Origin of the sequence: Candidatus Thalassolituus haligoni (assembly GCF_041222825.1) — a bacterium.
Lineage (GTDB): Bacteria > Pseudomonadota > Gammaproteobacteria > Pseudomonadales > Oceanobacteraceae > Oceanobacter > Oceanobacter antarcticus.
In genome coordinates this window covers 2,518,620-2,543,003 of the sequence record NZ_CP139482.1, presented here as the reverse complement: position 1 = coordinate 2,543,003, position 24,384 = coordinate 2,518,620, and the positions used below count along the sequence as shown (strand labels likewise).

Annotated in this window: 20 protein-coding genes and 1 pseudogene; 14 read left to right on the top strand and 7 right to left on the bottom strand. The window is 49.1% G+C overall.

Annotated features, from left to right (window positions below):
* Positions 1–60: 60 nt before the first annotated feature.
* The 3 genes from hrpA (at position 61) to SOJ49_RS11310 (ending at position 10,265) form a co-directional block, all read left to right on the top strand.
* On the top strand, positions 61–4,011 hold the full coding sequence (gene hrpA / locus SOJ49_RS11320; RefSeq protein WP_369854614.1) for an ATP-dependent RNA helicase HrpA: 3,951 nt from the start codon (positions 61–63) through the stop codon (positions 4,009–4,011).
* 632 nt (positions 4,012–4,643) lie between these two features.
* The gene (gene avs4 / locus SOJ49_RS11315) at positions 4,644–9,365 is read left to right on the top strand and encodes an AVAST type 4 anti-phage nuclease Avs4 (RefSeq protein WP_369854613.1); all 4,722 of its coding nucleotides are present in this window, start codon (positions 4,644–4,646) and stop codon (positions 9,363–9,365) included.
* Between the two features lie 534 nt (positions 9,366–9,899).
* Positions 9,900–10,265, top strand: coding sequence for a transposase (locus tag SOJ49_RS11310; protein ID WP_369854612.1), 366 nt, complete (start codon positions 9,900–9,902; stop codon positions 10,263–10,265).
* 123 nt (positions 10,266–10,388) lie between these two features.
* On the opposite strand, the gene SOJ49_RS11305 is transcribed toward SOJ49_RS11310, so the two are convergent.
* Positions 10,389–11,531, bottom strand: coding sequence for an IS3 family transposase (locus SOJ49_RS11305; RefSeq protein ID WP_369858052.1), 1,143 nt, complete (start codon positions 11,529–11,531; stop codon positions 10,389–10,391).
* Entirely contained in the window at positions 11,468–11,866 is a 399-nt protein-coding gene (locus SOJ49_RS11300; protein WP_369854611.1) for a transposase, read from the bottom strand. The genes SOJ49_RS11305 and SOJ49_RS11300 overlap by 64 nt, the downstream gene beginning before the upstream one ends.
* A 137-nt stretch (positions 11,867–12,003) precedes the next feature.
* Between SOJ49_RS11300 and tnpB the strand changes: the two genes are divergently transcribed.
* The 4 genes from tnpB to SOJ49_RS11280 all read left to right on the top strand — a co-directional run bounded on the left by tnpB (position 12,004) and on the right by SOJ49_RS11280 (position 13,436).
* Positions 12,004–12,192: an IS66 family insertion sequence element accessory protein TnpB gene (tnpB, locus tag SOJ49_RS11295; protein ID WP_369854610.1), complete on the top strand. Its 189-nt coding sequence runs from the start codon at positions 12,004–12,006 to the stop codon at positions 12,190–12,192.
* A gap of 74 nt (positions 12,193–12,266) precedes the next feature.
* The gene (locus SOJ49_RS11290; RefSeq protein WP_369854609.1) at positions 12,267–12,419 is read left to right on the top strand and encodes a hypothetical protein; all 153 of its coding nucleotides are present in this window, start codon (positions 12,267–12,269) and stop codon (positions 12,417–12,419) included.
* Positions 12,420–12,799: 380 nt separating this feature from the next.
* Positions 12,800–13,156, top strand: coding sequence for a type II toxin-antitoxin system RelE/ParE family toxin (locus SOJ49_RS11285; RefSeq protein ID WP_369854608.1), 357 nt, complete (start codon positions 12,800–12,802; stop codon positions 13,154–13,156).
* Positions 13,149–13,436, top strand: a complete 288-nt coding sequence (locus SOJ49_RS11280; RefSeq protein WP_369854607.1) for a Fis family transcriptional regulator — start codon at positions 13,149–13,151, stop codon at positions 13,434–13,436. The genes SOJ49_RS11285 and SOJ49_RS11280 overlap by 8 nt, the downstream gene beginning before the upstream one ends.
* A 111-nt stretch (positions 13,437–13,547) precedes the next feature.
* Here the strand turns inward: SOJ49_RS11280 and SOJ49_RS11275 are convergent.
* Positions 13,548–13,784, bottom strand: a pseudogene (locus SOJ49_RS11275) (JAB domain-containing protein); the annotation flags it as partial.
* Positions 13,785–13,941: 157 nt separating this feature from the next.
* Positions 13,942–14,988: an IS5 family transposase gene (locus SOJ49_RS11270; RefSeq protein WP_369854606.1), complete on the bottom strand. Its 1,047-nt coding sequence runs from the start codon at positions 14,986–14,988 to the stop codon at positions 13,942–13,944.
* A gap of 353 nt (positions 14,989–15,341) precedes the next feature.
* Between SOJ49_RS11270 and SOJ49_RS11265 the strand changes: the two genes are divergently transcribed.
* From SOJ49_RS11265 to SOJ49_RS11250, 4 genes are all read left to right on the top strand, one after another.
* Positions 15,342–15,791 (top strand): hypothetical protein, encoded by a 450-nt coding sequence (locus SOJ49_RS11265; protein ID WP_369854605.1) that lies wholly within the window; start codon positions 15,342–15,344, stop codon positions 15,789–15,791.
* 40 nt (positions 15,792–15,831) lie between these two features.
* Positions 15,832–16,698 (top strand): DUF692 domain-containing protein, encoded by an 867-nt coding sequence (locus SOJ49_RS11260; RefSeq protein WP_369854604.1) that lies wholly within the window; start codon positions 15,832–15,834, stop codon positions 16,696–16,698.
* A 2-nt stretch (positions 16,699–16,700) separates the two neighbouring features.
* Positions 16,701–17,507 (top strand): DUF2063 domain-containing protein, encoded by an 807-nt coding sequence (locus tag SOJ49_RS11255; RefSeq protein WP_369854603.1) that lies wholly within the window; start codon positions 16,701–16,703, stop codon positions 17,505–17,507.
* Between the two features lie 103 nt (positions 17,508–17,610).
* Positions 17,611–18,408 (top strand): VacJ family lipoprotein, encoded by a 798-nt coding sequence (locus SOJ49_RS11250; protein ID WP_369854602.1) that lies wholly within the window; start codon positions 17,611–17,613, stop codon positions 18,406–18,408.
* Between the two features lie 128 nt (positions 18,409–18,536).
* Here SOJ49_RS11250 and SOJ49_RS11245 read toward each other — a convergent pair whose 3' ends face one another.
* Positions 18,537–19,616, bottom strand: a complete 1,080-nt coding sequence (locus tag SOJ49_RS11245; RefSeq protein WP_369854601.1) for a 3-deoxy-7-phosphoheptulonate synthase — start codon at positions 19,614–19,616, stop codon at positions 18,537–18,539.
* Positions 19,617–19,804: 188 nt separating this feature from the next.
* Between SOJ49_RS11245 and SOJ49_RS11240 the strand changes: the two genes are divergently transcribed.
* The gene (locus SOJ49_RS11240; RefSeq protein WP_369854600.1) at positions 19,805–20,668 is read left to right on the top strand and encodes a DUF72 domain-containing protein; all 864 of its coding nucleotides are present in this window, start codon (positions 19,805–19,807) and stop codon (positions 20,666–20,668) included.
* Positions 20,669–20,699: 31 nt separating this feature from the next.
* Here SOJ49_RS11240 and SOJ49_RS11235 read toward each other — a convergent pair whose 3' ends face one another.
* Positions 20,700–21,470, bottom strand: coding sequence for a sulfite exporter TauE/SafE family protein (locus SOJ49_RS11235; RefSeq protein WP_369854599.1), 771 nt, complete (start codon positions 21,468–21,470; stop codon positions 20,700–20,702).
* Between the two features lie 122 nt (positions 21,471–21,592).
* On the opposite strand from SOJ49_RS11235, the gene cysB reads away from it, so the two are divergent.
* Positions 21,593–22,567, top strand: a complete 975-nt coding sequence (gene cysB / locus SOJ49_RS11230) for an HTH-type transcriptional regulator CysB (RefSeq protein WP_369854598.1) — start codon at positions 21,593–21,595, stop codon at positions 22,565–22,567.
* Positions 22,568–22,626: 59 nt separating this feature from the next.
* On the opposite strand, the gene SOJ49_RS11225 is transcribed toward cysB, so the two are convergent.
* Positions 22,627–23,346, bottom strand: coding sequence for a phosphoadenylyl-sulfate reductase (locus SOJ49_RS11225; RefSeq protein WP_369854597.1), 720 nt, complete (start codon positions 23,344–23,346; stop codon positions 22,627–22,629).
* A 284-nt stretch (positions 23,347–23,630) separates the two neighbouring features.
* On the opposite strand from SOJ49_RS11225, the gene thrH reads away from it, so the two are divergent.
* Positions 23,631–24,248, top strand: coding sequence for a bifunctional phosphoserine phosphatase/homoserine phosphotransferase ThrH (gene thrH / locus SOJ49_RS11220; RefSeq protein ID WP_369854596.1), 618 nt, complete (start codon positions 23,631–23,633; stop codon positions 24,246–24,248).
* Positions 24,249–24,384: the final 136 nt, after the last annotated feature.

Below are 24,384 nucleotides of genomic sequence, written 5' to 3'. Positions count from 1 at the left end.
CTGACACGTCGTATAATAGCCACTCGATTTCCCCCATCTTCGTTGTTTTCAGGATCGCTTTTGTCTTCCGACCACTCTTCAGACCACACCTCCGATCACACTGTGATCGCCGAATCAACGCCTGTCACCATCGATCAGCGGGCCTTGCACCAGGCGATTGATCATTGTCTGATCCGGGATCGCTCCCGTTTGCGGCGTCAGTTGAAAGAGCTGCTGGCCAGTCAGCGGCGGCAGCAACCGCAACCGCTCGACGCGGCGCTGACCAAACTGCTGGCGGGCATTGAAACCAGCCAACAGCTGGTGGCACAGCGCAGTGACAGTGTGCGCTTGAGCTACCCGGATTTGCCGGTATCGGAACGGAAAGACGAGATTCTGGCGGCCATCAAAAACCATCAGGTGGTGGTGATTGCCGGTGAAACCGGATCGGGCAAAACCACTCAGTTACCCAAAATCTGCCTGGAGGCCGGTCTCGGTCGTTATGGCCGTATTGGCCATACCCAGCCACGACGGCTGGCGGCCCGCTCGGTGGCCCAGCGTATTGCCGACGAGCTGCACACCGAACTGGGTTCACTGGTGGGCTTTCAGATTCGCTTTACCGATCAGAGCAGTGACCGAACCCGTATCAAGTTGATGACCGATGGTATCTTGCTGGCGCAAACCCAGCATGACCGTTTTCTCAATGAATACGATGTCATCATCATTGACGAAGCCCACGAGCGCAGTCTGAACATCGACTTTTTGATGGGCTATCTGAAAAACATGTTGCCCAAACGACCGGATCTGAAACTGGTCATTACCTCGGCGACCATTGACGTCGAGCGGTTTTCTGCCCACTTCGACAACGCTCCGGTGATACAGGTGTCTGGTCGAACCTATCCGGTTGAAACCCGCTACCGAGCACTCGTTAGAGAAACGGAAGATGAAGAAGATCGCACCCTGTTTGAAGGGGTAAACGATGCGTTGGCCGAACTACGTAATGAAGACAAAAAAGGCGGTATTCCCGGCGACGTGCTGGTATTTTTGCCCGGTGAACGGGAGATCCGCGAATGTGCGGAATACCTGCGCCGTGCCAGCTTGCCTGCAACCGATATTCTGCCGTTGTATGCCCGTTTAAGTGGTTCGGATCAGCAACGGATTTTTAAGCCTCATGGTGGTCGGCGGGTGGTGTTGGCGACCAATGTTGCCGAAACGTCGTTGACGGTGCCGGGTATTCGCTACGTGGTCGATTCCGGGGTGGCGCGGATCAGTCGCTACAGTTACAAAAGCAAGGTACAGCGCTTGCCGGTTGAGGCTATTTCTCAGGCCAGCGCCAATCAGCGTGCCGGGCGTTGTGGCCGCACCTCTCCGGGCATTTGTATTCGCTTGTACGAAGAGAGTGATTTCCTCGGTCGCGATGAATTTACCGATCCGGAAATCCGCCGTACCAACCTGGCGGCGGTGATTCTGCAAATGCTGCACCTGGGTCTGGGTCGGTTGCAAGATTTTCCATTTGTTGATCCGCCGGACGAGCGGTTTATTAACGATGGTTTCACGCTGCTGCAAGAGCTGGAAGCGGTTGATAAACAACAAAAACTGACCCCGTTGGGGCGTCAGATGGGGCGTTTGCCGACCGATCCCCGATTGTCCAGAATGATGCTGGAGGCGGAGAGGCAGGGTGCTCTCAGTGAGGTGTTGATTATTGCAGCGGCGTTAACCGTGCAAGACCCTCGCGAACGCCCGCAGGACAAACAACAGCAGGCCGATGAAAAGCATCGTCTCTGGCAAGATGAAGACTCGGATTTTGTCGCATTGGTGAACCTCTGGAATGCTTATGAAGAGCAACGTCAGGAGTTGACCCAAAACCAGATTCGCAAGTGGTGCAGCAAACATTTTCTCAATTACATGCGTATGCGCGAGTGGCGTGATACCCATCGTCAGCTGCACCTGTTGTGCAAGGATCTGGGCCTGACGGCAAACACCCAGGTGGCCAGTTACGAGTCGCTGCACAAGTCGTTGCTGGCGGGCATGCTGAGCCAGATTGGCTTCAAGGGTGAAGGACAGGAATATCTGGGTGCCCGTAATCGCAAGCTGTTTGTTTTTCCGGCGTCAAGCCAGCACAAGAAAAAACCGAAATGGATGATGGCGGCAGAGCTGGTGGAAACCAGCAAGTTGTTTGCCCGCACCGTCGCCAAGATTGAACCGCCCTGGATTGAGGAAATTGGCCAGCCACTGCTCAAATACCAGTACTTTGAGCCGCACTGGCACGAAAAACGCGGTCAAGTGGTGGCGTATGAGCAAAGTATGTTATACGGCCTGATCGTCAATCCGCGCAAGCGTGTGAACTACGCGCTCAGCCATCCGCGCGAAGCCTGGGAAATATTGATTCTGGAAGGTCTGGTTGGACAAAAAATAAAGACCCGCGCCGACTTTTTACCGCACAACATCGACCTGATTGCGGAGGTCACAGAGTACGAAGAAAAATCCCGTCGGCGTGATCTGGTGATTGATGACAACTTCCTGATTGATTTTTACCAGGCGCGTTTGCCCGTAGAGATTGTCACGACCCGACATTTGGAGCGCTGGTACAGCACGGCCACTGCCGAGCAGCAAAATGCCCTCAAACTGACCCGCGAATTGCTGCTGAGTGATGCCGCCGCAGGGATCACTGACACGGATTTCCCCGCCGAGCTGGAATGGCAAGGGCTGCAATTTCCACTGAGTTACAAGTTTGCTCCCGGCACAGTGGATGACGGCGTGTCGTTAAGTGTGCCCGTGGCGATGTTGCAGCAAGTTCCATCTGCTCAAGTGGAATGGCTGGTGCCCGGTTTTGTTGCTGAAAAAATTGCACTGATCATCAAGGGGTTGCCGAAAGCCGTTCGCAAGCTGTTTGTGCCGGTGCCCAATACCGTAGAGGAATTCCTGCAAACAGCGCATGTGACCAAAGGCAGTTTGTATTCCTTGCTGGCAGCGTATCTGAATCGGATTGCGCGTCCTCGCATCGAAGTCGAGGATTTGCGCGGTATCGAGTTACCACCTCATATGCTGATCAATATCCAGGTGCTGGATGATGGCAAGCTGATGGCTCAGAGTCGCGATCTGGAGGCATTAAAGTCTGATCTGAGTGAACTCAGTAAAAGTCAGATGCAGACCATGGTGAAACACGAGCTGCAACGGGATAACGTTCAGCGTTGGGACTTTGGTGACTTGCCCGAGGCGACCCAGACTGAGGTGAATGGTCTGCAGGTGCGGGCGTTTCCTTGTCTGAAAATCGAAAACGAGCAGTTGCAGCTGACCGTCGAAGCGGATGCTGAAACCGCCAGACGCAGCCATCGCCGTGGGCTGGTGGCGCTGTTCCGTAAATCGTTGAGCGAACAGGAGCGGCTGTTAAAAAACAGTATTCAGAAAAAAATGAGTAGCCGCTGGTTGCAAGCCAAGGGGATGGGGACGCAACAATCGCTCACTCATGAGCTGGTGGAGGCCGCTTTCCAGCAGGTGTTTGTACCACTGGATGAGCCGCTGCCCTATAAAGAAGACGAATTTCAGCAACGTGTCTTGCGACGGGCAATGCTGGTTGAGCATGGCGAGCAATTACTGCTGCAATTCATCGAGTGGATGGCCTTGCGTCACAAGGTACTTAAAAGCATGAGCGGGGCCGTCAGCCTCGATCGAGCCATGGCCTACAGCGACATCAAGGTTAATCTGGAACGCTTGCTGAAACCCGGATTCATGCTTGATGCCAGCTGGGACCGGCTGAAGTGCTTCCATCGTTATCTCAAGGCCATGGAATATCGTATCGACAAGCTGCAAGGTAACTTGCCCCGTGATCGTCTCGGCATGACGGAGTACGCCTCGGTGTACGAACCCTTTGTGAAATTTACCGATGGCATGGCGCTGGATGAGCCGTCGGAGTGGACGGATTTTCGCTGGTTGCTGGAAGAGTTCCGGGTGTCGCTGTTTGCCCAGCCGCTAGGAACCCAGGAAGCAGTCTCGCTAAAACGGCTCGATAAACGCTGGCAGGAGTTGACCCGCTAATCAGGGATTGCGGGAGCTGGAAATATTGACCAGGGGGCGTTCTCAATTATTTGCCACGGCCTGTCAGGAGATTGAACGGAATAAATGTGCTGCTTAAACGCAGTATTTTGGACAACTGGGTTGAAAACTACCGGTTCGCAGGCTGTAGCCGCGGGTGCGCATAAAGCGGCGAATGTCATTGAGAAAGGGGCTGGAAGTCATTGATCACTCCTTGATCTGATGTGTATGCATATCCAGTATAATTGAAAGTTTGCCCAAATCAATGCGCGCTTTTTCAGAAGCCTTGCGCGCTTTCCCGGACGTTGTTATCGTTAAGGCATTGATACACGGAAATTTGTTGCGCAGGTTTACAGATTAATGCGCAAGGCACAAAGGAGTTAATGCGCATGCTCGCTTTCACAGAATGGACTGATCTGGAAATGGATTTTACTTCCTATTATTCAAGTAGTTACGGTGATTTCCCAGGAACCGACTTGCCCAGAAACCGCGCATGCGCACTAATAAACTGTTATACGGCACAGCACGAGCATCTGATTTTGAACCAAAGCGAGATTATATTGCCTTCCGAAAGCCCCTAATAATCTTGCAGATGATATCGATTCAATATCAGTTAAAACTCATTAAAAGAGAAAATGAAATTGATTAAAACTGATTGGAATATATTTAAAGCAAAGTTTTCAGCAAATCCACAAAATGCTTTTGAGTGGATGTGTTATCTCCTTTTTTGCAATGAATTTAGCGTGAAAACTGGCATTTTTCGCTATAAAAACCAATCGGCAATAGAAACTAATCCGATATCCTCAAATGGAGTTAATGTTGGTTGGCAAGCTAAATTTTATGACGCCGCATTATCTGGCCACAAAAATGACATACTAGATACGATTACAAAAGCGAAACGTGACTACCCCGATTTAAATAAAATAATTTTTTACACAAATTCAGAGTGGGGGCAAAACAAAGGAAAAGAACCACAAGGAAAAATAGAAGCAGAACAAAAGGCAAAGGCAAACAACTTAGAAATTGAATGGAGATGCTGTAGCTTTTTCGAATCGCTGTTTGTTGTCGATGATTGTAGCCGGATCACTTCGTACTTCTTCACTCAATCTGATAATTTATTTGGGCTTTTGGAGTCGTTTGAGTCTCATACAGGTGCAATTCTGGATGATATTGAAACTGCTATAACCTTTGGCGACGAAGATGTTTCAATCAATCGCTCTAATATTATATCTGAAATTGAAAAGTCAGATACTAGCGCTTTAATTATAAGTGGCGAAGGCGGCACAGGAAAAACAGCTTTAATAAAAGAGCTTTATGGCAATAAAGGGGGAAATGATACCTTTTATGCCCATAAGGCGACGGAATTTTCTGTTAGCAACTTGAATGAGTTCTTGTCGGGTGTTTTTTTAAAGGATTTTATTGAAGCACATGAAGGAGCTAACAATAAAACAGTTGTCATTGATTCTGCGGAACACTTAATTGCTCTAGAAAATACTGATCCTATTAAAGAGTACCTAACCAGCTTAATCAAAGCCGGATGGAGGGTGTGGTTCACCACGAGAAATACCTACCTAGATGATTTGATTTTTCAGCTATATGAAGTGTACAAAATTAGCTTTAAGCAGGTACATCTTGAGAACCTAAATGAAGATACATTATTCGAACTTGCTCAAAAGCATAATTTTGTCATTCCTGATGATAAAAAGCTCAAAGCGCTCATATTGACTCCATTTTATCTCAGGGAGTATTTAAGGCGTTATCAGGACAACAAGGGTGCAAGCTACTTTGAGTTCAAAGAGTCTCTATGGCCAAGAGTCATTGCAAAAAGATCCCCTCAACGAGAACGTTTTTTCATACATCTTGCTGAAGAAAGAGCTAATTCAGGAAAATTTTTCGTTATTCCAGATGATAGCTACTCAAATGAAACAGCAGAAAAGGCATTGGTTTCCGATGGAATAATTAGTTATGAGTCTACTCGCGGATATTTTATTACTCATGATATATATGAAGAATGGGCGCTCGATAAATTCGTTGAGAGTAATTTTTTATCCTCAGAAAATGCAGAAATATTTTTTAACAGAATACAACAGTCTTTGCCCATAAGACGCGTTTTCAGGCGATGGCTATCGGAGAAACTTAGTTCGAACAATGAAGACGTTAGTCATCTTATCGTAGAAACCTTATCGTCTCGCAATATATCCAATTTGTGGAAGGATGAAGTGTTAGTTTCTATGCTTCTATCCGACTATTCTGATTACTTTTTTAAGATTAATAAAGATTTGCTACTAGAAGACGACTTTAGGCTTCTTAAACGGATATGCTTGTTGATACGAATAGGATGCAAAGAGATAGATAATAGCTTTTTTGATAGACTTGGAGTGAGAACGCCAGATATTTTATCAATGGAATATGTAATAACCAAGCCGAAAGGAAACGGGTGGAAGTCGCTTATCAAGTTCATCAATGACAATCTCGAAAAGATAAGTGTTAATAATCTCAATTTTGTATTGCCCGCCCTCTACGACTGGAACAGCCACAACAAGTCTGGCGACGCAACTAAATATTCCAGCCTAATTGCATTATCGTTTTACAAATCGGTAATCGAAAACAACGTCTATATTAGAGATGATGGTTTTTCCAAGGAGTTAATCCTCACCATTTTGTATGGGGTAGGTGAAATTAAAAGTGAACTTGAAGTTATCATTGATGAAATTATTCTAAAAAATTGGAAGCGACATAACGATCCATATCATCTAATGAGTGAATTCATTTTAACAAAAATGGAATGCTTTAATGTCGCTATGGAAATTCCGGAAAAAGTGATCGCTCTAGCCAAATGCCTTTGGGTGTATGAACCACCAGAAAACGACGATTATTTTTATGGCTCAAGACTAGAGATAGATCATGAATTTGGTGTTGAGAATGGACATCAAGACTATTATCCCGCCAGTGCTTATCAAACACCCATATACGCCCTGCTGCAAACCAATTTAGAATTAACATTAAATTTCATTGCCGACCTAATTAATTATGCTTCAAAAAAATATGCAGAATCCAGCCTTGATAAGAGCCAGGTTGAAACAGCAACGCTATTACTAGATGATGGGAAGAAAATTGATCTACCTATTTCAAATCGTCTTTGGTGCATGTACCGAGGAACACAGGTAAACCCTGATTTACTTGAATCAATATTAATGTCTCTAGAACGCTTCTTTCTTGAGAGAGGAAAAAACACCAAATCTGAAACACTTGAATTTTATCTAAATTATATCCTAACAAGATCTGAATCTTCTGCGCTCGTGGCTGTTGTTGCAAGCATAGTATGTGCTTTTCACGAGAAAACATTTAATGTAGCCAAAACTCTATTCAGGACAAAAGAATTTTTCTTCTATGACACATCTAGAATGATGTTGGATCAAACACATAAAACTCAACTTACTTCGCTCAAAAATTTTAGCATCAACCGGATGAATGAGCTTCATGAGAATGAAAGGATAAGTGCGTGCGATCAAAAACATCGAAAAAATTCACTAGAAAATATAGCGCTTCAGTATCAGTTTTTTAGGACAGAAGAAGTGAGCGAAGAAGAATCTGAGAAAAGGCTTCGAGAAATTTGGGAAATTTGGGATATTCACTACAAAAACTTACCAGAGAAAGAACTAGAAAATCATCGCGATAAAACTTGGCGTCTATATTTAGCCCGTATGGACAAAAGGAAAATGTCGCTTGAAACCAAAGAAGTTGAAGATGGCATAACAATTGAGTTCAATCCGGAAATTGATCCAGAGCTTAGAGAATATAGTGAAAGGTCTCAGCGAGAAGCGAGCAAGCATTTTACACATTCCGGTTTAAAGATTTGGGCCGATAGTAGACTCTATAATAGAGATGACTACAAAAAATATGAGTCTTATGAAAATGATCCATTGACTGCTTTGAGTGAGGCAAAAGAAATATGGAATCAACTTTCAGAAGGCAACGTGACGGAGGAATTACAGTTTGATCGAGCTACGCCATCGTATGTATGCGCCGTGCTATTGCGGGACTTTAAAGGAAAGTTAGGTAAAACCGAGCTGGAATTTTGCAAGGAAGTCATATTTGAATACGCAAATATTGTTAACAATGATGATTACATGCACCAGATCGGCGATGGCCTTGTTCCTGGGTTATTTGTACTCCCAAGATTGATAGAAGATTTTCCGGAAGAAAAACTAACTATCAAGTTGCTATTAATCAAAGCACTAATGAGGCATGATCCAATAACGATGATGGGAGTGGACAGGATAAATTCAGTAGTCATTCAAGCTGTACAGCACTTATGGAAGAATGAACCAGAGTTCATGAAGTCGCTGTACATTGGGTATTTGGTAATTGCTCAAAAACATAGAGACGTTCGGGATCGTTTAAGACAAGAGGCATCTAATCAGCACAAATATCAAATTGATAACACTGACTTTGAACGGGAGTTATTGAAAGAATTAGAGAGTGTAGTAAAGAGTATCGAAGATGAAACCATCACGGAATCCACAGTTGACAATATTGAAAGCATAGATAACGACATATTGATAACTGCTTTTCAGCTGGCACCATTAGATGGCGAACACAAGAAATCAGCGCCCTTTGTTGAGGAGATTATTAAGATAATTTCACAGCAATTGCTTTCATGTGATAGAGAAGAACGTCTTGATTATGCTTTCAGACATGAATTTTCAAAGCACTATGCCCGCTTTATCCTTCATCTAAGTAATGGCGAGAAAGATAAATATCTTAAAAATTTTACAGATAATTTCACCTTGAGTGAAGGTGTGGCAGATATGTTAAATGAATTTGTTAGCGCTGAAGACTCATTGAATATGCCGGATTCATTTTGGTATGTTTGGAACCGATTTAAAGACCATATCGTTGATTCAATAAATAGCCAAGGTTGGCGACATGATAAAGAGCGTATAATCGAAACCTTTTTATTTGGAAGAATCCCTTGGAAGGATGAAGCAATGACATGGCATACATTTTCACCGCAGAATAGAGCGTTTTTTAGTGATTTAAGCTGTAAGATAGGTGGTGAATCATCTTTTATATATAGCATCTGTAAACTCCTATGTGGCATAGGAAGTGAGTTTTTAGATGATGGTATTTATTGGATCAGTCATGCAATAAAGACCTTTGATATCGACTTATCACAAGATAAATCAGGAAATACGCTATTTTTCTTGGAAAGATATATGAGAAGATATCTATTCAAAAATCATGACAAAGTTAGACGAACACCAAATTTACGGGCTCAGTCAATGGTGGTTCTGGATTTCCTGGTTAAGCAATATTCAATTACTGGTTATCTCCTAAGAGAAGATGTAGCTTAGCTAAAAATATTGTGGCCGATGTTTACCGAAAAACCAAAGGCCTAAATCAAATACGAAGAATATATTATTTGTAGTTTGTGTCGCTCCTATCCAGTTGCTGACAAATGGCGACATATTCACGTGCCGTATAACAAGTTGCTGCACACGGATAAATTACTCGCTGTGCTCCTAATTTACCGGTGAGCAAAGCGTTATAAGGCTCTTTAAGGTTTTTGTATTAACAAAATAGCTGTTTGTGTAATTCAATAATTCCACATAATTCAGCTATCACGATATGTGGGTTTTCCTAATCCGTATGTTGGCAGTTTCGTTTTCGGTGCCATTAATAATAAAAGTAACAGGGAAATGTTCATTCCGTTCGTTGTAGTTTCCTTGTAAGTAATATCGGTATAGACGTTAATCTTAGCGTTCTTTATTGGGTGCCAATAAGTGAGTGCATCAAAAAGTAAAGTGTAAGCGACCGGTAATCTCATCTTGAGCCCGGCGCAGCTGACGTCAGGATAGTGTCCACCTATTTTCTAGTGGACACTTAATATGAGCACTGTAAGCGTAACCAAGCCTTACCAAAAACGCCGTCGCTATTCCCCAGACTTCAAGGCCAGCATCGTCGCCACCTGCCATGAACCGGGTGCGTCCGTAGCACGCATTGCCCTGGATAATGGTCTCAACGCCAATCTGGTGCGACGCTGGATCAGTGAGTCGCGACGAACCGATAACCCGCTTACTTCAGTGCCGGCGTTCGTTCCGGTTAACCTGCCAGCCCCGCCAACTACTGCACACGGTAACCCGCGCAACAGTATCCGTATCGAGATACCCCATGTCGGTGGCGCTGTTGTCGTGGAGTGGCCTGCCGACGAGGCGCATCAGTGCGCGGCCTTGTTACGCGATCTGTTGCGGTGATCCGCATCGATGAGATCTGGCTCGCCACCGAACCGCTGGATATGCGCGCCGGTCCGGATACGGCCTTGGCACGTGTTATCCAGGCGGAACGTGTCAACGTCATTTGAGCCAGTTTTTTAAACATTACATTGCTTTTGTAATCGCCCGTGGCAACGTTGGGAAGTTCACGCCTTTTTCGATTGTCTCCTGATCAGCATCCTCTGGCACCGGATTGATGCAGACTTCGGCCGGTGGTAGCGGTACGTTTGGACGACCTTTACTGAAGCGCTCCGGGTGCTGAGCGTACATCTCGTCCAGTGCCGCTTGCCGGAGGTGAGCGATTTCAAGGTATTCCCCGCTAAACACCTGATGGGGCGTAAAACCGGCCAGGCTGCTATGGTGGTGATCATGGTTGTACCAGCGGACATAGTCCTCATTCCAATGTACCGCATGGTCGTAGCTGTCGAAGCGGCCCGGGTAGTCCGGCTGATATTTCAGGGTCTTGAACTGTGCTTCACTCATCGCGTTGTCGTTGCTCACTCGGGGGCGGCTATGACTGGCCGTCATCGTCAACTCACCCAGCAAATCCAGATAGCAGTGGGCGGTCATGGGGGTGCCACGATCCTGATGCAGCGTGAGCGTACCGGGTTGTATGTCATAACGTTCATGCGCTTCCATGATCAGCTGGCTGGACAGCGCACTGTTTTCCTTGCGTGACAGCATCCAGGCCACAATGTAACGGCTGAACAGATCCATGACCACGTACAAGGACAGGTATTCACCGCGCTTCCTGGTCGGCAGCTTGGCAATGTCCCAGGTCCAGACTTGATTGGGCGCGGTCGCCTTCAGCCGTGGAATGGCATGCGACTGGCGCGGACGCTGAAGACGGCGTTCGCCGTTGAGTCCATCGACTCGCAGCAGTCGGTGCATCGTGCTGATGGAGCACAGGTAGGTGCCTTGTTGCAGCAGGCTGTAATACACCTGCGCCGGTGGTTGATCCTGATACTCAGTGCTGCTCAATACCGCTTTTGCCTGAGTACGCTCTTCGACACTCAGGGCCCGTGGCTGTTGGGTATCCTTGCGCTTTCGTCGGTGTGGGTTCACCGGCCCGCAAAAATGATAACGGGCGCGTATGGCACGAAAGGTATTACGACAAATATCCAGCACGTGACAAGCAAGGCGTTCAGAAATACCGGAGGGTAATGGTGCCTGCAGCAACTGATTCATGACGCGTCCTCGTCGAGCATGTCCAGCAGATCCAAGGCTTTTTTTTGGAGCGTCAGGCAGCCATTCTGAATCTCGATCTGCTTGCGTAGCCGCTCGTTCTCTTTTTCGAGCTGTTCGATACGTTTTTGCTCAGCGGTCTTCTTCGGCGCGGGACCTGGGGCGGATTTTTTCAGACCCTCCAGCCCTTGTTCAGCCCGTTCCCGACGCCATTGAGACAGTTGATTGGAATACAATTTTTCACGGCGCAGCAGTTCCCCTAACTCACCATGCTGGCAGGCCTCGGCTTGCTGGATGATGGATAACTTGTATTCGGTACTGAAGGCTCTGCGCACCCGCTTTTCCAGTGCGGGACTGGGTTCAACTTTGGGATTAGCAGTGGTAGCAGGTTTTGGCATGGTGATTCTCCTGAGCGCCCTGATTTAGATGTTATCTTAAAATCCACTGGCTCAGGCTTAGGTTGACATACAGGGAGGTCTTCAGTGCTGCCAGACCACACTGTGCGTATCTGTTTGCCAACAAGCGCGGCAACCGGATGAAGGTATTGATCCACGATGGCCTGGGGATCTGGTTGTGTGCCAGGCGCCTAAATCGGGGCAAGTTCCACTGGGCCGAAGCCTGGCGCGGTGACCGAGTGAACCTGACAGACGAGCAGTTGGTTGCCCTGGCCCAGGGCCTACCATGGCAACGTATTGGTGAGGCTGGGATCATCTCAGTGTTGTAATCATATTCTGCTGCTGGTGACCATAACCCGAAGGGTGAATTCCGAGCCGGACACAGGGTTGGCATACTATTGCCATGACCCAGCAGCCTGATCTCAACCAGCTCTCCGCCAACCAGCTCCGCGTCTTGACCGCAGAGCTGATGGCCACGCTGGCGGCTAAAGATCGAGCGCTGGTGAACAGCAATACACTGAACGACAAGCTGACGCTCGAACTGGGACGCCATTGAGACAGTTGATTGGAATACAATTTTTCACGGCGCAGTAGTTCCCCTAACTCACCATGCTGGCAGGCCTCGGCTTGCTGGATGATGGATAACTTGTATTCGGTACTGAAGGCTCTGCGCACCCGCTTTTCCAGTGCGGGACTGGGTTCAACTTTGGGATTAGCAGTGGTAGCAGGTTTTGGCATGGTCATTCTCCTGAGCGCCCTGATTTAGATGTTATCTTAAAATCCACTGGCTCAGGCTTAGGTTGACATACAGGGAGGGGGAAATTGGGGTATCCACAACTATAAAGCGTCTAACTGTGTACCAAGGTAAGGACTGGGTGGAATGACCCGACACAAGAATGATCTTGGCAGAATGTACCATTTTTGGTACGTTTATGTATGACTGGCGGCAGCAGAAAGAAAGTACCTGCTGTCTTCTACCGGTCTGAGAGTGGCAATGAGCCAGTGCGGGACTGGTTATTGGGGCTATCTAAGGATGACCGGAAGGCAATCGGTGCTGATATTCAGACAGTCGAATTTGGCTGGCCGATTGGGATGCCCGTATGCCGTCCAATGAAAGACGGGCTATATGAGGTCAGGACGAATCTTGATGACGGACGTATTTCACGGGTATTGTTCTGCTTTCATGGTGGAAAGATGGTGTTGCTGCATGGATTCATTAAGAAATCGCAAAAGACACCTAAGCCAGATCTTGAACTGGCAAAGAAACGTAAAAGAGAGGTAGATCATGGCTAAACAAAATCAATTTATCGGGTCATCCCTTGATGATCTGCTTGAAGAAACGGGCGAACTCGCAGGGGTAAGCACCGTGGCGATCAAGCGGGTGATTGCATGGGAGATCACCCAGAAAATGGAAGTTGAGCATATCTCTAAAACCAAAATGGCAGAGTTGATGGATACCAGCCGTTCTGCTTTAGATCGTCTGCTTGATCCTGCCAACACCTCCGTTACGCTGCATACACTTGATAATGCAGCTCGTGCTGTAGGCAAGACGTTACGCATCGAATTATCTTAATTTTTTGGTCTTCTCGGCCAACTCAAGTAAGAGTTGGCCAAAAATTGAAGAAGCTGCTTAGCTGACATCCTTGCGCCCGAAAAAGGCATGAAAATCCTGCCTTCATCAAGCCTATAGCATTCCTCTCTCTGCAAAGCTCACACAGTCTTCTACGGATACAATCAGATGATCCAGTACCCGCACATCAAACAAGGTGAGGGCTTCCTTTAGTCGTTCTGTAATGCGAATATCTGCTTGGCTCGGTTCACTGATACCGGACGGATGATTATAGGTAAAGATTACCGCTGCGGGATTCAGGCTTAACGCTTCCTTGGCTACTTCACGCAAATACACGCTGCACCCGTCTATAGGGGAGATCTATTTAGTCGCGTAAAGCCACCGTTGCCGCAAATCATTCACATCAATGACTTCGGAATATCCTAGTGCTGCTCTATCCGGCCCATTTCCGGTCAACTCAGTAGAGATTTGGACTATTTCCAGCCCAAATTGCGTCATTCAGACGCACCTATCCCACACGGGATAAAAAGCTCCAGCGACGAGCGTTGTACACCATGTTCATCAAGCCGATTCTCAGTTCCGCTCTGGCCTGGCCGATGCAGCGCAGCATGAACTTTTTGCCGTCGCGTTTCATGTCCGCATAAACATGTTCGACACGTGCCCGAACCTGAGAGCGTTTTTGATTCGCCAGCTTGCTACGTTCAGGCATGTCTTTACCTCGGGGTTTCTTGCGGTGGATGTGGGAGCGGTAGCCCCGGTCTTTCAACATGCTTTCATTTTCTGCGCTTCGATAAGCGCTATCTGCCCAGACATCCGCGCTGCTGTTGTCGCCATCGATCAGGGCTTCGAGCTGGTGCCCATCGTGTTTATTGGCCGCAGTCGCTTCGTAGCTGCGAATGAGTTTGTGCTGTTTATCGACGCTGGTGTGATTTTTATAGCCGAAGTAGCTCTTGCCATGTTTCTTCGTCCAGGCTGCATCACGACTGGCCTGGCGCTGCTGGGCCGGAGTGCGTTCTGAAGAGGCAGGCGGTGTCGGGTCATCGTCATCTCCGTCTGACTTTTCTTGTGCTTTGCGGGCTTTTTCCTGCTGCTCTTCGGTTTTTCGCTTGGGTGCTTCAACCAGGGTGGCATCGACAATTTGACCGCCTTGAGGCCGATAACCGTGGGCTTCGATTTGCGAAAGCAAGCTGTAAAACAGTTCATCGGTGAGGTTTTTCTGGACGAGTAACTCTTCATATTTCCAGACGGTATTGGCATCGGGTACCGGATCTTCCAGCGACAAGCCCAGAAAACGCCGAAACGACAGGCGATCCAGCACCTGATACTCGACCTGCTTGAGCGACAGGTTGTAGTAGTGGCGCAGGAAAATCATTTTGAACATGAGCAGGGTGTCTGAACGAGGACGGCCCTTGTTGGATGAGCGTGGCATGCGAATCTTGCTGAGCGCAGGCCGGAAGGTAGCCCAGTCGACGAGTTTATTGATTTTGGTGAGTGGGTCGTTGTGCTGATCCAGTTTGTCGTTCAGGTCATCAAAGTCGAAGAATCCTGGCTGCATACCGTGTGACCGTTGTTATCCGAAGTCGTGTGTGGAAGTGTATCAAGAACTGATTAAATAGATGGATCCTAAAGCAGAATCAAGATACGCAGGTGGCGGAGCGGGTTTTAGATGGGATTAATGGAGCGGTTACGAAAAATCCGTCAGGCAAGGCGTTTGACCAGAGAATGACGAGTCCTTTTCAAGTCCGACAACACCGCATGTCGCGTGTTTTTTAAAAAATATTATCCCACGCTGTAAGAAACCTTGCAGACCGACGACAGAGTCATCAGTAGGCCAATCATTGGCCACTGAATGAATCCTGACCGGGTTCAGACGATTCACGTCAACCATACATAAAAAGGTACTTACGCATGAAAACGTCTATCAAATCCATGTCTGCTGTTTTAGGTGCGACTTTTCTGGCAACGATGGCGCAAGCGCCCATTGCGGCGGCCGTTGACAACCCGTTTGTTTCAACCGAGCTGGCAGCAGGTTACCAGTTGGCCGGCAAAGATGCAGAAGGTAAGTGTGGCGAAGGCAAATGTGGCGATAACAAAAAAGCCGCCATGGCCGACGACATGCATTCGGATATGAAATCAGCGACCGAAGGCAAGTGCGGTGAAGGCAAATGTGGCGACAACAAAAAAGCCGCCATGGCCGACGATATGCACTCGGATATGAAATCAGCCACCGAAGGTAAGTGCGGTGAAGGCAAATGTGGTGACAACAAAAAAGCCGCCATGGCCGACGACATGCATTCAGATATGAAATCAGCCACCGAAGGTAAGTGTGGTGAAGCCAAGTGTGGCGCGAATAAATAGTCATTACGACACCGGCCATTGTTGCTGGGGCGCTGATGCTATGCCTGATCATACTCTTCCATTTCCCGTATCCGGTGCCGGTCTTGGTTTGCGACGGGGCCTGCTGCCAGAACTGCTGGCCAGCCCGGATGCGGCGATTGATTTTATGGAAGTTGCCCCGGAAAACTGGATCGGGATTGGTGGCCGTTACGGCCGCCAGTTCCGTGAGCTGACGGAACGTTACGATTTTTTATGTCATGGACTGTCGCTGTCAATCGGCAGCCCGGCACCGCTGGACGAAGCGTTGGTGCGGCAGGTGGGTCAGTTTCTGCGTCAATACAATATCAAGGCCTACAGTGAGCACCTGAGCTATTGCAGCGATGACGGCCATTTGTACGACCTGATGCCCATCCCGTTTACGCCTGCGGCGGCCGATTATGTCGCGGAGCGGATTATGCGGGTGCAAGATATTCTCGGTCAGCGACTGATTATCGAAAATGTCTCCAGTTATCTGGAACCGGGCAAGGTAATGTCTGAGCCGGAATTTGTTAATCAGGTGCTGGAAAAGGCCGATTGTGACCTGTTGCTGGACGTAAACAATATCTACGTCAACTGTGTTAATCATGGCGGTGATGCACTGGCTTATATTCGTGCAATGCCAACGGAGCGTATTCGTTATCTGCATATCGCCGGTCATTTTGCCGAGGCGGACGATTTGCTGGTTGACACCCATGGTATGGCCGTCAAGAAAGAGGTCTGGGGCTTACTCGATGCCACTTATCAGACCCATGGGGTGATTCCGACGCTGCTGGAACGCGATTTTAATTTCCCGCCATTACACGAACTGCTGGATGAAGTCGCGATGGTGCGTTCACGGCAGGCGTTTTGGCGTGATCAGCCAGTCATCACTGCCGATGGCTGGAAATGATCATGGATACCGATGTGGATACCGATGTGGATACCGATGTGGATACCGATGTGGATACCGATGTGGCAGATTTTGAATCGATACAGCGCCAATTTGCCAATCATTTGCGCAGTCAGGGGCAGCAGCCTGCTCCAGAGCATTTATCCGAGGTTCGGCTGGCGGTTTACCGGGAGTTGTTTTTCAACAATATCAAAGGGTTTCTGGATGCTACGTTTCCGGTGTGTGCTGCTTGGCTGGGAGCTCAGCGTTGGGAACAAATCAGCCGCGATTTTTTTCGCGACCATCGTTGTACAACGCCTTATTTCGCCAAAATTAGTGAAGAGTTTTTGCACTTTCTGGAACAGGATTTCCAACCGCAGACAAGTGATCCGGTGTGGTTTTATGAGTTGGCTCATTACGAATGGCTGGAGCTGGCGGTGGATATTGCCACGGTGGCAGCACCTCCCTGTGACTTGGATGGGGATGTGGTTGAGCATATACCGGTTGCGGCAGCCGCTTGTCAGGGGTTTGTCTATCAATACCCGGTACACCGGATCGCCGCAGGTTCTCCGAGTCCATCACCGCAAACAACGGCCTTGATTGTGTATCGGGATGCGCAAGAACAGGTACGCTTTGTTGAAACCAATCCGTTGACACTGGGTTTGCTGGCGCTGCTGGTACATAATCCTGATCAACTGACGGGCAGGCAGATGGTGAAGGCCCTGCTGGATACTCAGGGACTGGCAGACTCGCCAGTGGCTCTGGAAGGCGGTTTGCACATGCTTCGCCAGTGGCACCAACAGGGGGTTTTGGTGGGCTCCCAAGCCTGATCGTTATGGCCATCGCCATTGGTGGAACAGGCCGGTACTGAAGTGCTGCTTTTTTCCCTGCCACCAAGCTGCTTTAATACCGCCCAAATGGACTGAGGGGATCATGATGCGACTTCTTCTTGCGACGCTGTTGCTGACAGCGACCAGTATGGGTCAAGCTGCAAGTGCCGATAATAATAATCCGGATCCGTGGGAAGGCTTTAACCGTCGGGTTTTTGCGTTTAACGAAGTGATGGACAAATATGTGCTGAAACCGACGGCACAAGCGTATCAGTACGTGACACCGCAAGATGTTGACGACTCGGTGAGCCAGTTTTTCTCCAACATTGGTGATGTATTGGTGGTTGTAAACGATATTGGCCAGCTCAAGTTTGGTCAGGCGGCATCGGATTCTGGCCGTTTTCTGATTAACACTACCGTCGGCTTTTTTGGCTTTTTTGATGTGGCGACGCATATTGGCCTCAAAAAGCACAATGAAGACTTTGGCCAGACGTTAGGCTATTGGGGCGTGGGGACCGGTCCGTATCTGGTGTTGCCTTTTCTGGGGCCAAGCAACTTGCGCGACACGGGTGGTCTGGCGCTGACCTGGAGCACTAGCCTGGGCAGTTCTGAAGTCGGTGCGACGACGACCGATGACTATTCATTGATTGCCCTGCAACTGGTTGACCTGCGTGCCGATCTGATTTCGTCTGAAAGCCTGATTACTGGTGACAAGTACATTTTTTTACGCAGTTTCTATTTGCAACGACGTGAATATCTGGTGAACGATGGTGTTACCGCCGACAGTTTTGGTGATGATTTCGACGACTTTGATGACGAAGAGTGGGATGACGACTGGGATGAGGATTGGGACAAGCAAGAGCAACCTGCAGCTCCGACCGGTGATACTTATTCGATGTGATCCACGCTGATCTGGTGATCGGATTGTGGTGATCGGATTGTGGTGGCCCAGATGATATAAAAAAGCCCCGGAGTGGTACTCCGGGGCTTTTTTGGTTTTACGTCAAACAGGGGGTGATTACAGGGCGCTTATTTAGCCTGTCTGCGTTTGGGTAACACGTTTTTCAGCTTCTCATGCATGGTCAGTATGGCAGTCTCGGTTTCGTCCCAGCTGATACAGCCGTCAGTGACTGATTGGCCATATTCCAGCTCATCCAGATTGGCAGGAATATTCTGGCGACCGTGCTTGATGTTGGACTCTACCATCAGGCCAATAATGGACTGGTTGCCTTCCAGTATCTGGTTGGTGACGTTTTCCATCACCAGTGGCTGTAATGCCGGATCCTTGCTGGAGTTCTCGTGGGAGCAGTCAATCATGATGTTCTGGGCCAGTCCGGCTTTGGCCAGTGCCTGTTCTGCCAGAGATACGTTGACCGAGTCGTAGTTTGGCTTGCCACCGCCACCGCGTAAGACGATATGGCCATAGGGATTGCCCTGGGTGGTGACAATCGCGACCGAACCTTGCTGGTTGATACCGAGGAAGCGGTGCGGGTTGGCGACCGACATCAGTGCATTGGTGGCGACCGAGAGGCTGCCATCGGTACCGTTTTTGAAACCGACGGACGAGGATAACCCTGACGCCATTTCACGGTGAGTCTGGGATTCGGTGGTACGCGCACCAATGGCAGACCAGGTAATCAGGTCTTGCAAATATTGCGGTGAAATCGGGTCAAGCGCTTCGGTCGACAACGGCAGGCCCATTTCGGACAAGTCCTGCAGCAGGCGGCGGGCAATATGCAGACCTTCTTCAATCTTGAAGCTGTCGTTCATATAGGGGTCATTGATAAGACCCTTCCAGCCGACGGTGGTGCGTGGCTTTTCAAAGTAGACACGCATCACCAGATACAGGCTGTCGCTGACTTTTTCAGCCAGCGCTTTCAATCGGGCGGCATAGTCTTTGGCGGCGTCAATATCGTGGATAGAGCAAGGGCCGATAACAACAAAAATACGGTTGTCCTTGCGATCCAGAATGTCACGGATTACCTGGCGGCCTTCCTGTACGCAGCTGACGGCAGCTTCGGAAATGGGCATTTCCTGTTTTAACTGATCTGGTGTGATCAGGGTGGTAATCGACTCTATGTTCAAGTCTTCGACGCGAGTATCTGTCATAAAAATCCTGGTGATGGTTGAATCTTGTTTATTTGGAGCAGATCGCTTTACTGAAAAAGATGGCTAGCTGCGATGGGGCCGGAGGCATTTTTGGCGGTGGCCCTGTTATAATCCAGGTGATTATGACAAATGCAGCCCAAAAAGCACATTCAGTAGATGAACCTGGCGTATTGCGGATGGGATTGCCCATGTGGTTTTTACCACAATGGAAAGGGCAATTGCTCTCGACCGATCAATCCAGTACCACGGCATTGGCGGAATACAGCCAGGTCTTCCAGTCAGTGGAGGGTAATACGACATTTTACGGTTTGCCGGAGTCGGTACGTCTCAGGCAGTGGCTGGATTTAACCACGGATACATTTCGTTTTTGCTTCAAACTCCCCCGTACAATCAGCCATACACCAGACCTGGTGGCGGCATTGCAAGGGCTGCCAGGTCGCGATCTGGCGGCTTTTATTGATGTAATACTGGCACATGCGCCAGATAAACTGGGTGTGCTGATGTTGCAGCTTCCGGGGCAGTTTGATGCCTCCCGAACCGGGCAGTTGCTGGAGGCTCTGGATCTCTTGCTGGGCGGCAGCTTCAGCGCTGGATTACCACTCCGTGTTGCCGTTGAATGTCGCCACCGGTCGTTTTTCGATAAAACGGATCATGAACCACGTTTGTTGCGAGCACTGTCGGATCGGCGGGTTGACCGGGTGGTGTTTGATACCCGTGGGCTGATGGCTGATCAGGGCACTGCCGCTGCGTTACTGGACGCCCAGTCTAAAAAGCCTGCCATGCCAGTACATCCGATTGCTACCGGTGATTGTCCGGTCGTGCGATTTATAGGTCATCCTCGTTATGAAGACAATCTGCGCTATTTTCAGCAGTGGCAGCAGAAGTTGACCCAATGGCAGCAGCAGGGAAAGTCTCCCTATATTTTCTGGCACACAGTCGGCAACCACGATGTGCCGCAGGTACACCGACGCCTGATGGCAGACTACTGGCATCAAGCGGTAACCTGGCCGGGGGAGCAAGGCATCAACCAGACCGCCGATTTGTGGGGTTGAGGAAAAAAGTCACCGTCCTGTGTATTGGCTGTCAGAACAACGCATATTTAATGCCTAGCCCGAACAGCAGGCTGGCAAGCAGGCTGCGCAGAATATTTTCCGGAATGTGTCGCGCCAGACGACTGGATACCTGTATTGCGGGAATAGAGCCAATCAACAGGGCACCTAATAACATAAAATCAATGTTACCCAGATAAAGATGTATCAGGCCTGCCGCAAGGGTAAGTGGAACGGCGTGGGCGATATCGGTGCCAACGACATTGGTTGAGCGCAGTGCCGGGTAAAGAATCATCAGGATTGCTGTGCCAATAGCTCCTGCTCCTACTGACGACAGCGTCACCAATACACCCAGAATAACCCCCATGGCGATGGTCAGGTGGCCGATGCGAGTCGGGTTGTCGCCAATCAGGCGGCTGGACCAGTGCTGGAGAGTAGTACGGAATACGATAGTGCAAGCGGTAAACAGCAACATGGCACCCAGAACATTGGTCAGAATGTGGCTGTATTGCTCGGGATCGTCAAAGAATTGGTCCAGTACCACACCTGTGATCAGGGCTGCGGTTATACTGCCGACAGCCAGCTTGCGCAGAATGCTCCAGTTCACATGGCCTTGCCGGTGGTGGGATATTGCGCCAGAGGCCTTGGTGATTGAGGCATACATCAGGTCAGTGCCAACCGCGATGTGGGCTGGAAAGCCAAACAGCAGTAGCAACGGCGTCATCAGTGCGCCACCGCCGATGCCAGTCAGACCAACAATAAAACCGACGCCAGCGCCGGCGAGGATATATAACAGAATGTCCATGTTGTGCGGTCTACACTGCCGGTAACGGAAAGAAGGTGAGTTGGTACTCTAACCGGCTACCTTCTATACTTAAAAAGAATATTTAATTATATTTTTATAACTCAATACCTGGGGGAGGTAGCATGAAGCTGCAACAGCTCAAATACATATGGGAAGTAGCCCACCACGATCTGAATGTTTCTGCCACGGCCCAGGTGTTGTATACCTCGCAACCGGGTATCAGCAAGCAGATTCGACTGCTGGAAGATGAGCTGGGCGTTGAGATATTTGCTCGCAGCGGCAAGCACCTGACCCGTATTACCCCGGCAGGGGAAGCAATCCTTGCCGTTGCGGGAGAAATTCTGCGCAAGGTCGAAGGCATTAAACAGGTCGCCCAGGAATTCAGCGATGAAACCAAGGGATCACTGACGCTGGCAACAACGCACACCCAGGCACGTTATGCGTTACCGGAAGTGATTCGGGTCTTTATGCAGCAGTATCCTGAGGTTACCCTGCATATGCATCAGGGAACACCGATGCAGATCGCTGAAATGGCGGCCAATGGCACCGTGGATTTCGCCATTGCCACAGAAGGTATGGAGCTGTTCAGTGATTTGATCATGATGCCTTGTTATCGCTGGAATCGCAGTATTCTGGTGCCCGCCAATCACCCGCTGGCGCAGTTCAAACGACCATCGCTGGAACAGGTGGCCAATTATCCGCTGGTGACCTATGTGTTTGGTTTTACCGGGCGTTCCAAGCTTGATGATGCGTTCAAGAGTCGTGGCCTGACACCACGAGTGGCGTTTACTGCGGCTGATGCCGATGTCATCAAGACTTATGTGCGTTTGGGTGTGGGAGTCGGCATCGTTGCCAGCATGGCTCTCGATCCAACGCTGGACAAGGATCTGGTGGCTATCGATGCCAGCCATCTGTTTGCTCCCAGCGTCACCAAGATCGGCTTTCGCAAGGGTACTTTTTTGCGTGGTTTTATGTACGACTTCATTTCCGGTTTTGCTCCGCATCTGACCCGTCAGTTGGTCGATGAAGCGGCGCAATGCAGTAACAAGAATGAAGTGGGAGACGTATTCAAGGCGATCAAACTGCCGGAAGCCTGAATCCAGTTGTCATACCTTCGCCGCGTCGGCCTTGCTCCGCTGAGGCGGCGATGGCTCGGTCAGCCTTTGCTGATGATATTGCCGCCGTGCAGTCCACATTCTTTGTGGGTTTCTTCTTCCCACCACCAACGGCCTTCACGTTCATGCTGGTTTGGCAGCACAGGACGAGTGCAAGGCTGGCAACCAATACTGACAAAACCACTGGCGTGTAACGGGTTGTAGGGCACATCAAACATCCTGATGTATTCCCACACCTGCGCTGATGTCCAGTGGGTCAGCGGGTTGTATTTGATTAATTCGCCGTGTTGGCCAGGTGAGGCGTCGACCTCAATCATTTCGATATTGCTGCGGGTGCCGGGGCTTTGATCGCGACGCTGGCCGGTAATCCAGGCATCCAGAGTGGCCAGCTTGTTTTTCAGAGGCTGGATTTTACGGACGCCACAGCATTCCTGGTGGCCATCCTCAAAGAAGCTGAACATGCCTTTTGCGGTCGTTAATGCCTGCAGTGACTGCTGCTCGGGTGTCTGCACCTGAATTGTGATGCCGTAGTGCTTGCGTACGGTCTCGATAAATTCATAGGTCTCGGGATGCAGACGGCCGGTGTCGAGTGTGAAAATCTGAACATCGCGACGAAGTTTGACTGCCATGTCGATCAGCACAACGTCTTCGGCACCGCTGAACGACACGGCGATCGCATCGTGCTGCTCAAGGGCGTAGCGAATCAGGTCTTTGGGACGTTGACTGGCGTACTCTGCATTAAGTTGTGTGAAATCTGTCATCTTGCTGGGCCGCTGATTATAGAAAGTATAGGGAAATGCTAGCACGCTATGTTTAGGTCAAAAAATACTAATAAAGAATATTGTTATTTCATTCTGGTTCTAAACGAGCCTGAAACCTTGTTTCTGGGTTGTCTTGGGTTGGTTGATGCTGTGTCCAGTATGCGCGGGAAGCGCTACCGGCGTCGAGGTTCTCAGGCTCCGGCGGGTTGTGTTGTGATGACCAACTGGCTAGAGTACGGCGCCTTAAAATACCCTGAAAAACTTCCTAGAATCGCGGAGATATCATGGAAATCGCATGTTTGGACCTTGAAGGTGTTCTGGTTCCTGAAATCTGGATTGAATTTGCCAATAAAACCGGGATTGAAGAGTTGAAGGCCACAACTCGCGATATTCCTGATTACGACGTGTTAATGAAGCAGCGGCTTGGTTTGCTGAAACAACATGGTCTGAAAATCCAGGATATTCAGGCCGTGATTGCGACACTGTCGCCACTGGAAGGCGCTGCTGAGTTTGTTGACTGGCTGCGTGAGCGTTTTCAGGTAATTATCCTGTCGGACACTTTTTACGAATTTTCTCAGCCACTGATGCGCCAGCTCGGTTTTCCGACGCTGTTCTGCCACCGACTGATAACCGACGCCGTTGGTAACGTAGTGGATTACAAACTGCGCCAGGCTGATCCCAAGCGCCAATCCATTCGTGCCTTGCAAACGATCTACTACCGCACGATTGCAGCGGGTGATTCCTACAACGATACCACCATGCTGGCTGAAGCCGATGCGGGTATCCTGTTTCATGCGCCACAGAATGTGATCGATGAATTTCCACAATTCCCTGCAGTTCACACCTTCGAAGAGTTGAAAAAAGAGTTTATCAAAGCCAGTAATCGCGAACTGAGCCTCTGATTTGTCATTTTAGAGGGGGCGGAATTTGATGGTGGATATTCCGTTTCCCCTTTTGTTGCAATTGGTGAATATACCGTTTCGTATCTGGCGGTAGTGCCCGATCAATATCGGCAGTTATCAATAACATGACCGGTGC

Excerpts from the sequence above, each read along its gene's own strand:
- SOJ49_RS11270 (WP_369854606.1), bottom strand. The coding sequence starts at position 14,988 with ATGCAGCCAGGATTCTTCGACTTTGATGACCTGAACGACAAACTGGAT.
- cysB (WP_369854598.1), top strand. The coding sequence starts at position 21,593 with ATGAAGCTGCAACAGCTCAAATACATATGGGAAGTAGCCCACCACGAT.
- SOJ49_RS11240 (WP_369854600.1), top strand. The coding sequence starts at position 19,805 with ATGTGGTTTTTACCACAATGGAAAGGGCAATTGCTCTCGACCGATCAA.
- SOJ49_RS11300 (WP_369854611.1), bottom strand. The coding sequence starts at position 11,866 with ATGCCAAAACCTGCTACCACTGCTAATCCCAAAGTTGAACCCAGTCCC.
- SOJ49_RS11235 (WP_369854599.1), bottom strand. The coding sequence starts at position 21,470 with ATGGACATTCTGTTATATATCCTCGCCGGCGCTGGCGTCGGTTTTATT.
- SOJ49_RS11285 (WP_369854608.1), top strand. The coding sequence starts at position 12,800 with ATGACTGGCGGCAGCAGAAAGAAAGTACCTGCTGTCTTCTACCGGTCT.
- thrH (WP_369854596.1), top strand. The coding sequence starts at position 23,631 with ATGGAAATCGCATGTTTGGACCTTGAAGGTGTTCTGGTTCCTGAAATC.
- SOJ49_RS11250 (WP_369854602.1), top strand. The coding sequence starts at position 17,611 with ATGATGCGACTTCTTCTTGCGACGCTGTTGCTGACAGCGACCAGTATG.
- SOJ49_RS11265 (WP_369854605.1), top strand. The coding sequence starts at position 15,342 with ATGAAAACGTCTATCAAATCCATGTCTGCTGTTTTAGGTGCGACTTTT.
- SOJ49_RS11260 (WP_369854604.1), top strand. The coding sequence starts at position 15,832 with ATGCCTGATCATACTCTTCCATTTCCCGTATCCGGTGCCGGTCTTGGT.
- avs4 (WP_369854613.1), top strand. The coding sequence starts at position 4,644 with ATGAAATTGATTAAAACTGATTGGAATATATTTAAAGCAAAGTTTTCA.
- SOJ49_RS11280 (WP_369854607.1), top strand. The coding sequence starts at position 13,149 with ATGGCTAAACAAAATCAATTTATCGGGTCATCCCTTGATGATCTGCTT.
- SOJ49_RS11225 (WP_369854597.1), bottom strand. The coding sequence starts at position 23,346 with ATGACAGATTTCACACAACTTAATGCAGAGTACGCCAGTCAACGTCCC.
- SOJ49_RS11245 (WP_369854601.1), bottom strand. The coding sequence starts at position 19,616 with ATGACAGATACTCGCGTCGAAGACTTGAACATAGAGTCGATTACCACC.
- SOJ49_RS11255 (WP_369854603.1), top strand. The coding sequence starts at position 16,701 with ATGGATACCGATGTGGATACCGATGTGGATACCGATGTGGATACCGAT.
- SOJ49_RS11290 (WP_369854609.1), top strand. The coding sequence starts at position 12,267 with ATGACCCAGCAGCCTGATCTCAACCAGCTCTCCGCCAACCAGCTCCGC.
- tnpB (WP_369854610.1), top strand. The coding sequence starts at position 12,004 with ATGAAGGTATTGATCCACGATGGCCTGGGGATCTGGTTGTGTGCCAGG.
- SOJ49_RS11310 (WP_369854612.1), top strand. The coding sequence starts at position 9,900 with ATGAGCACTGTAAGCGTAACCAAGCCTTACCAAAAACGCCGTCGCTAT.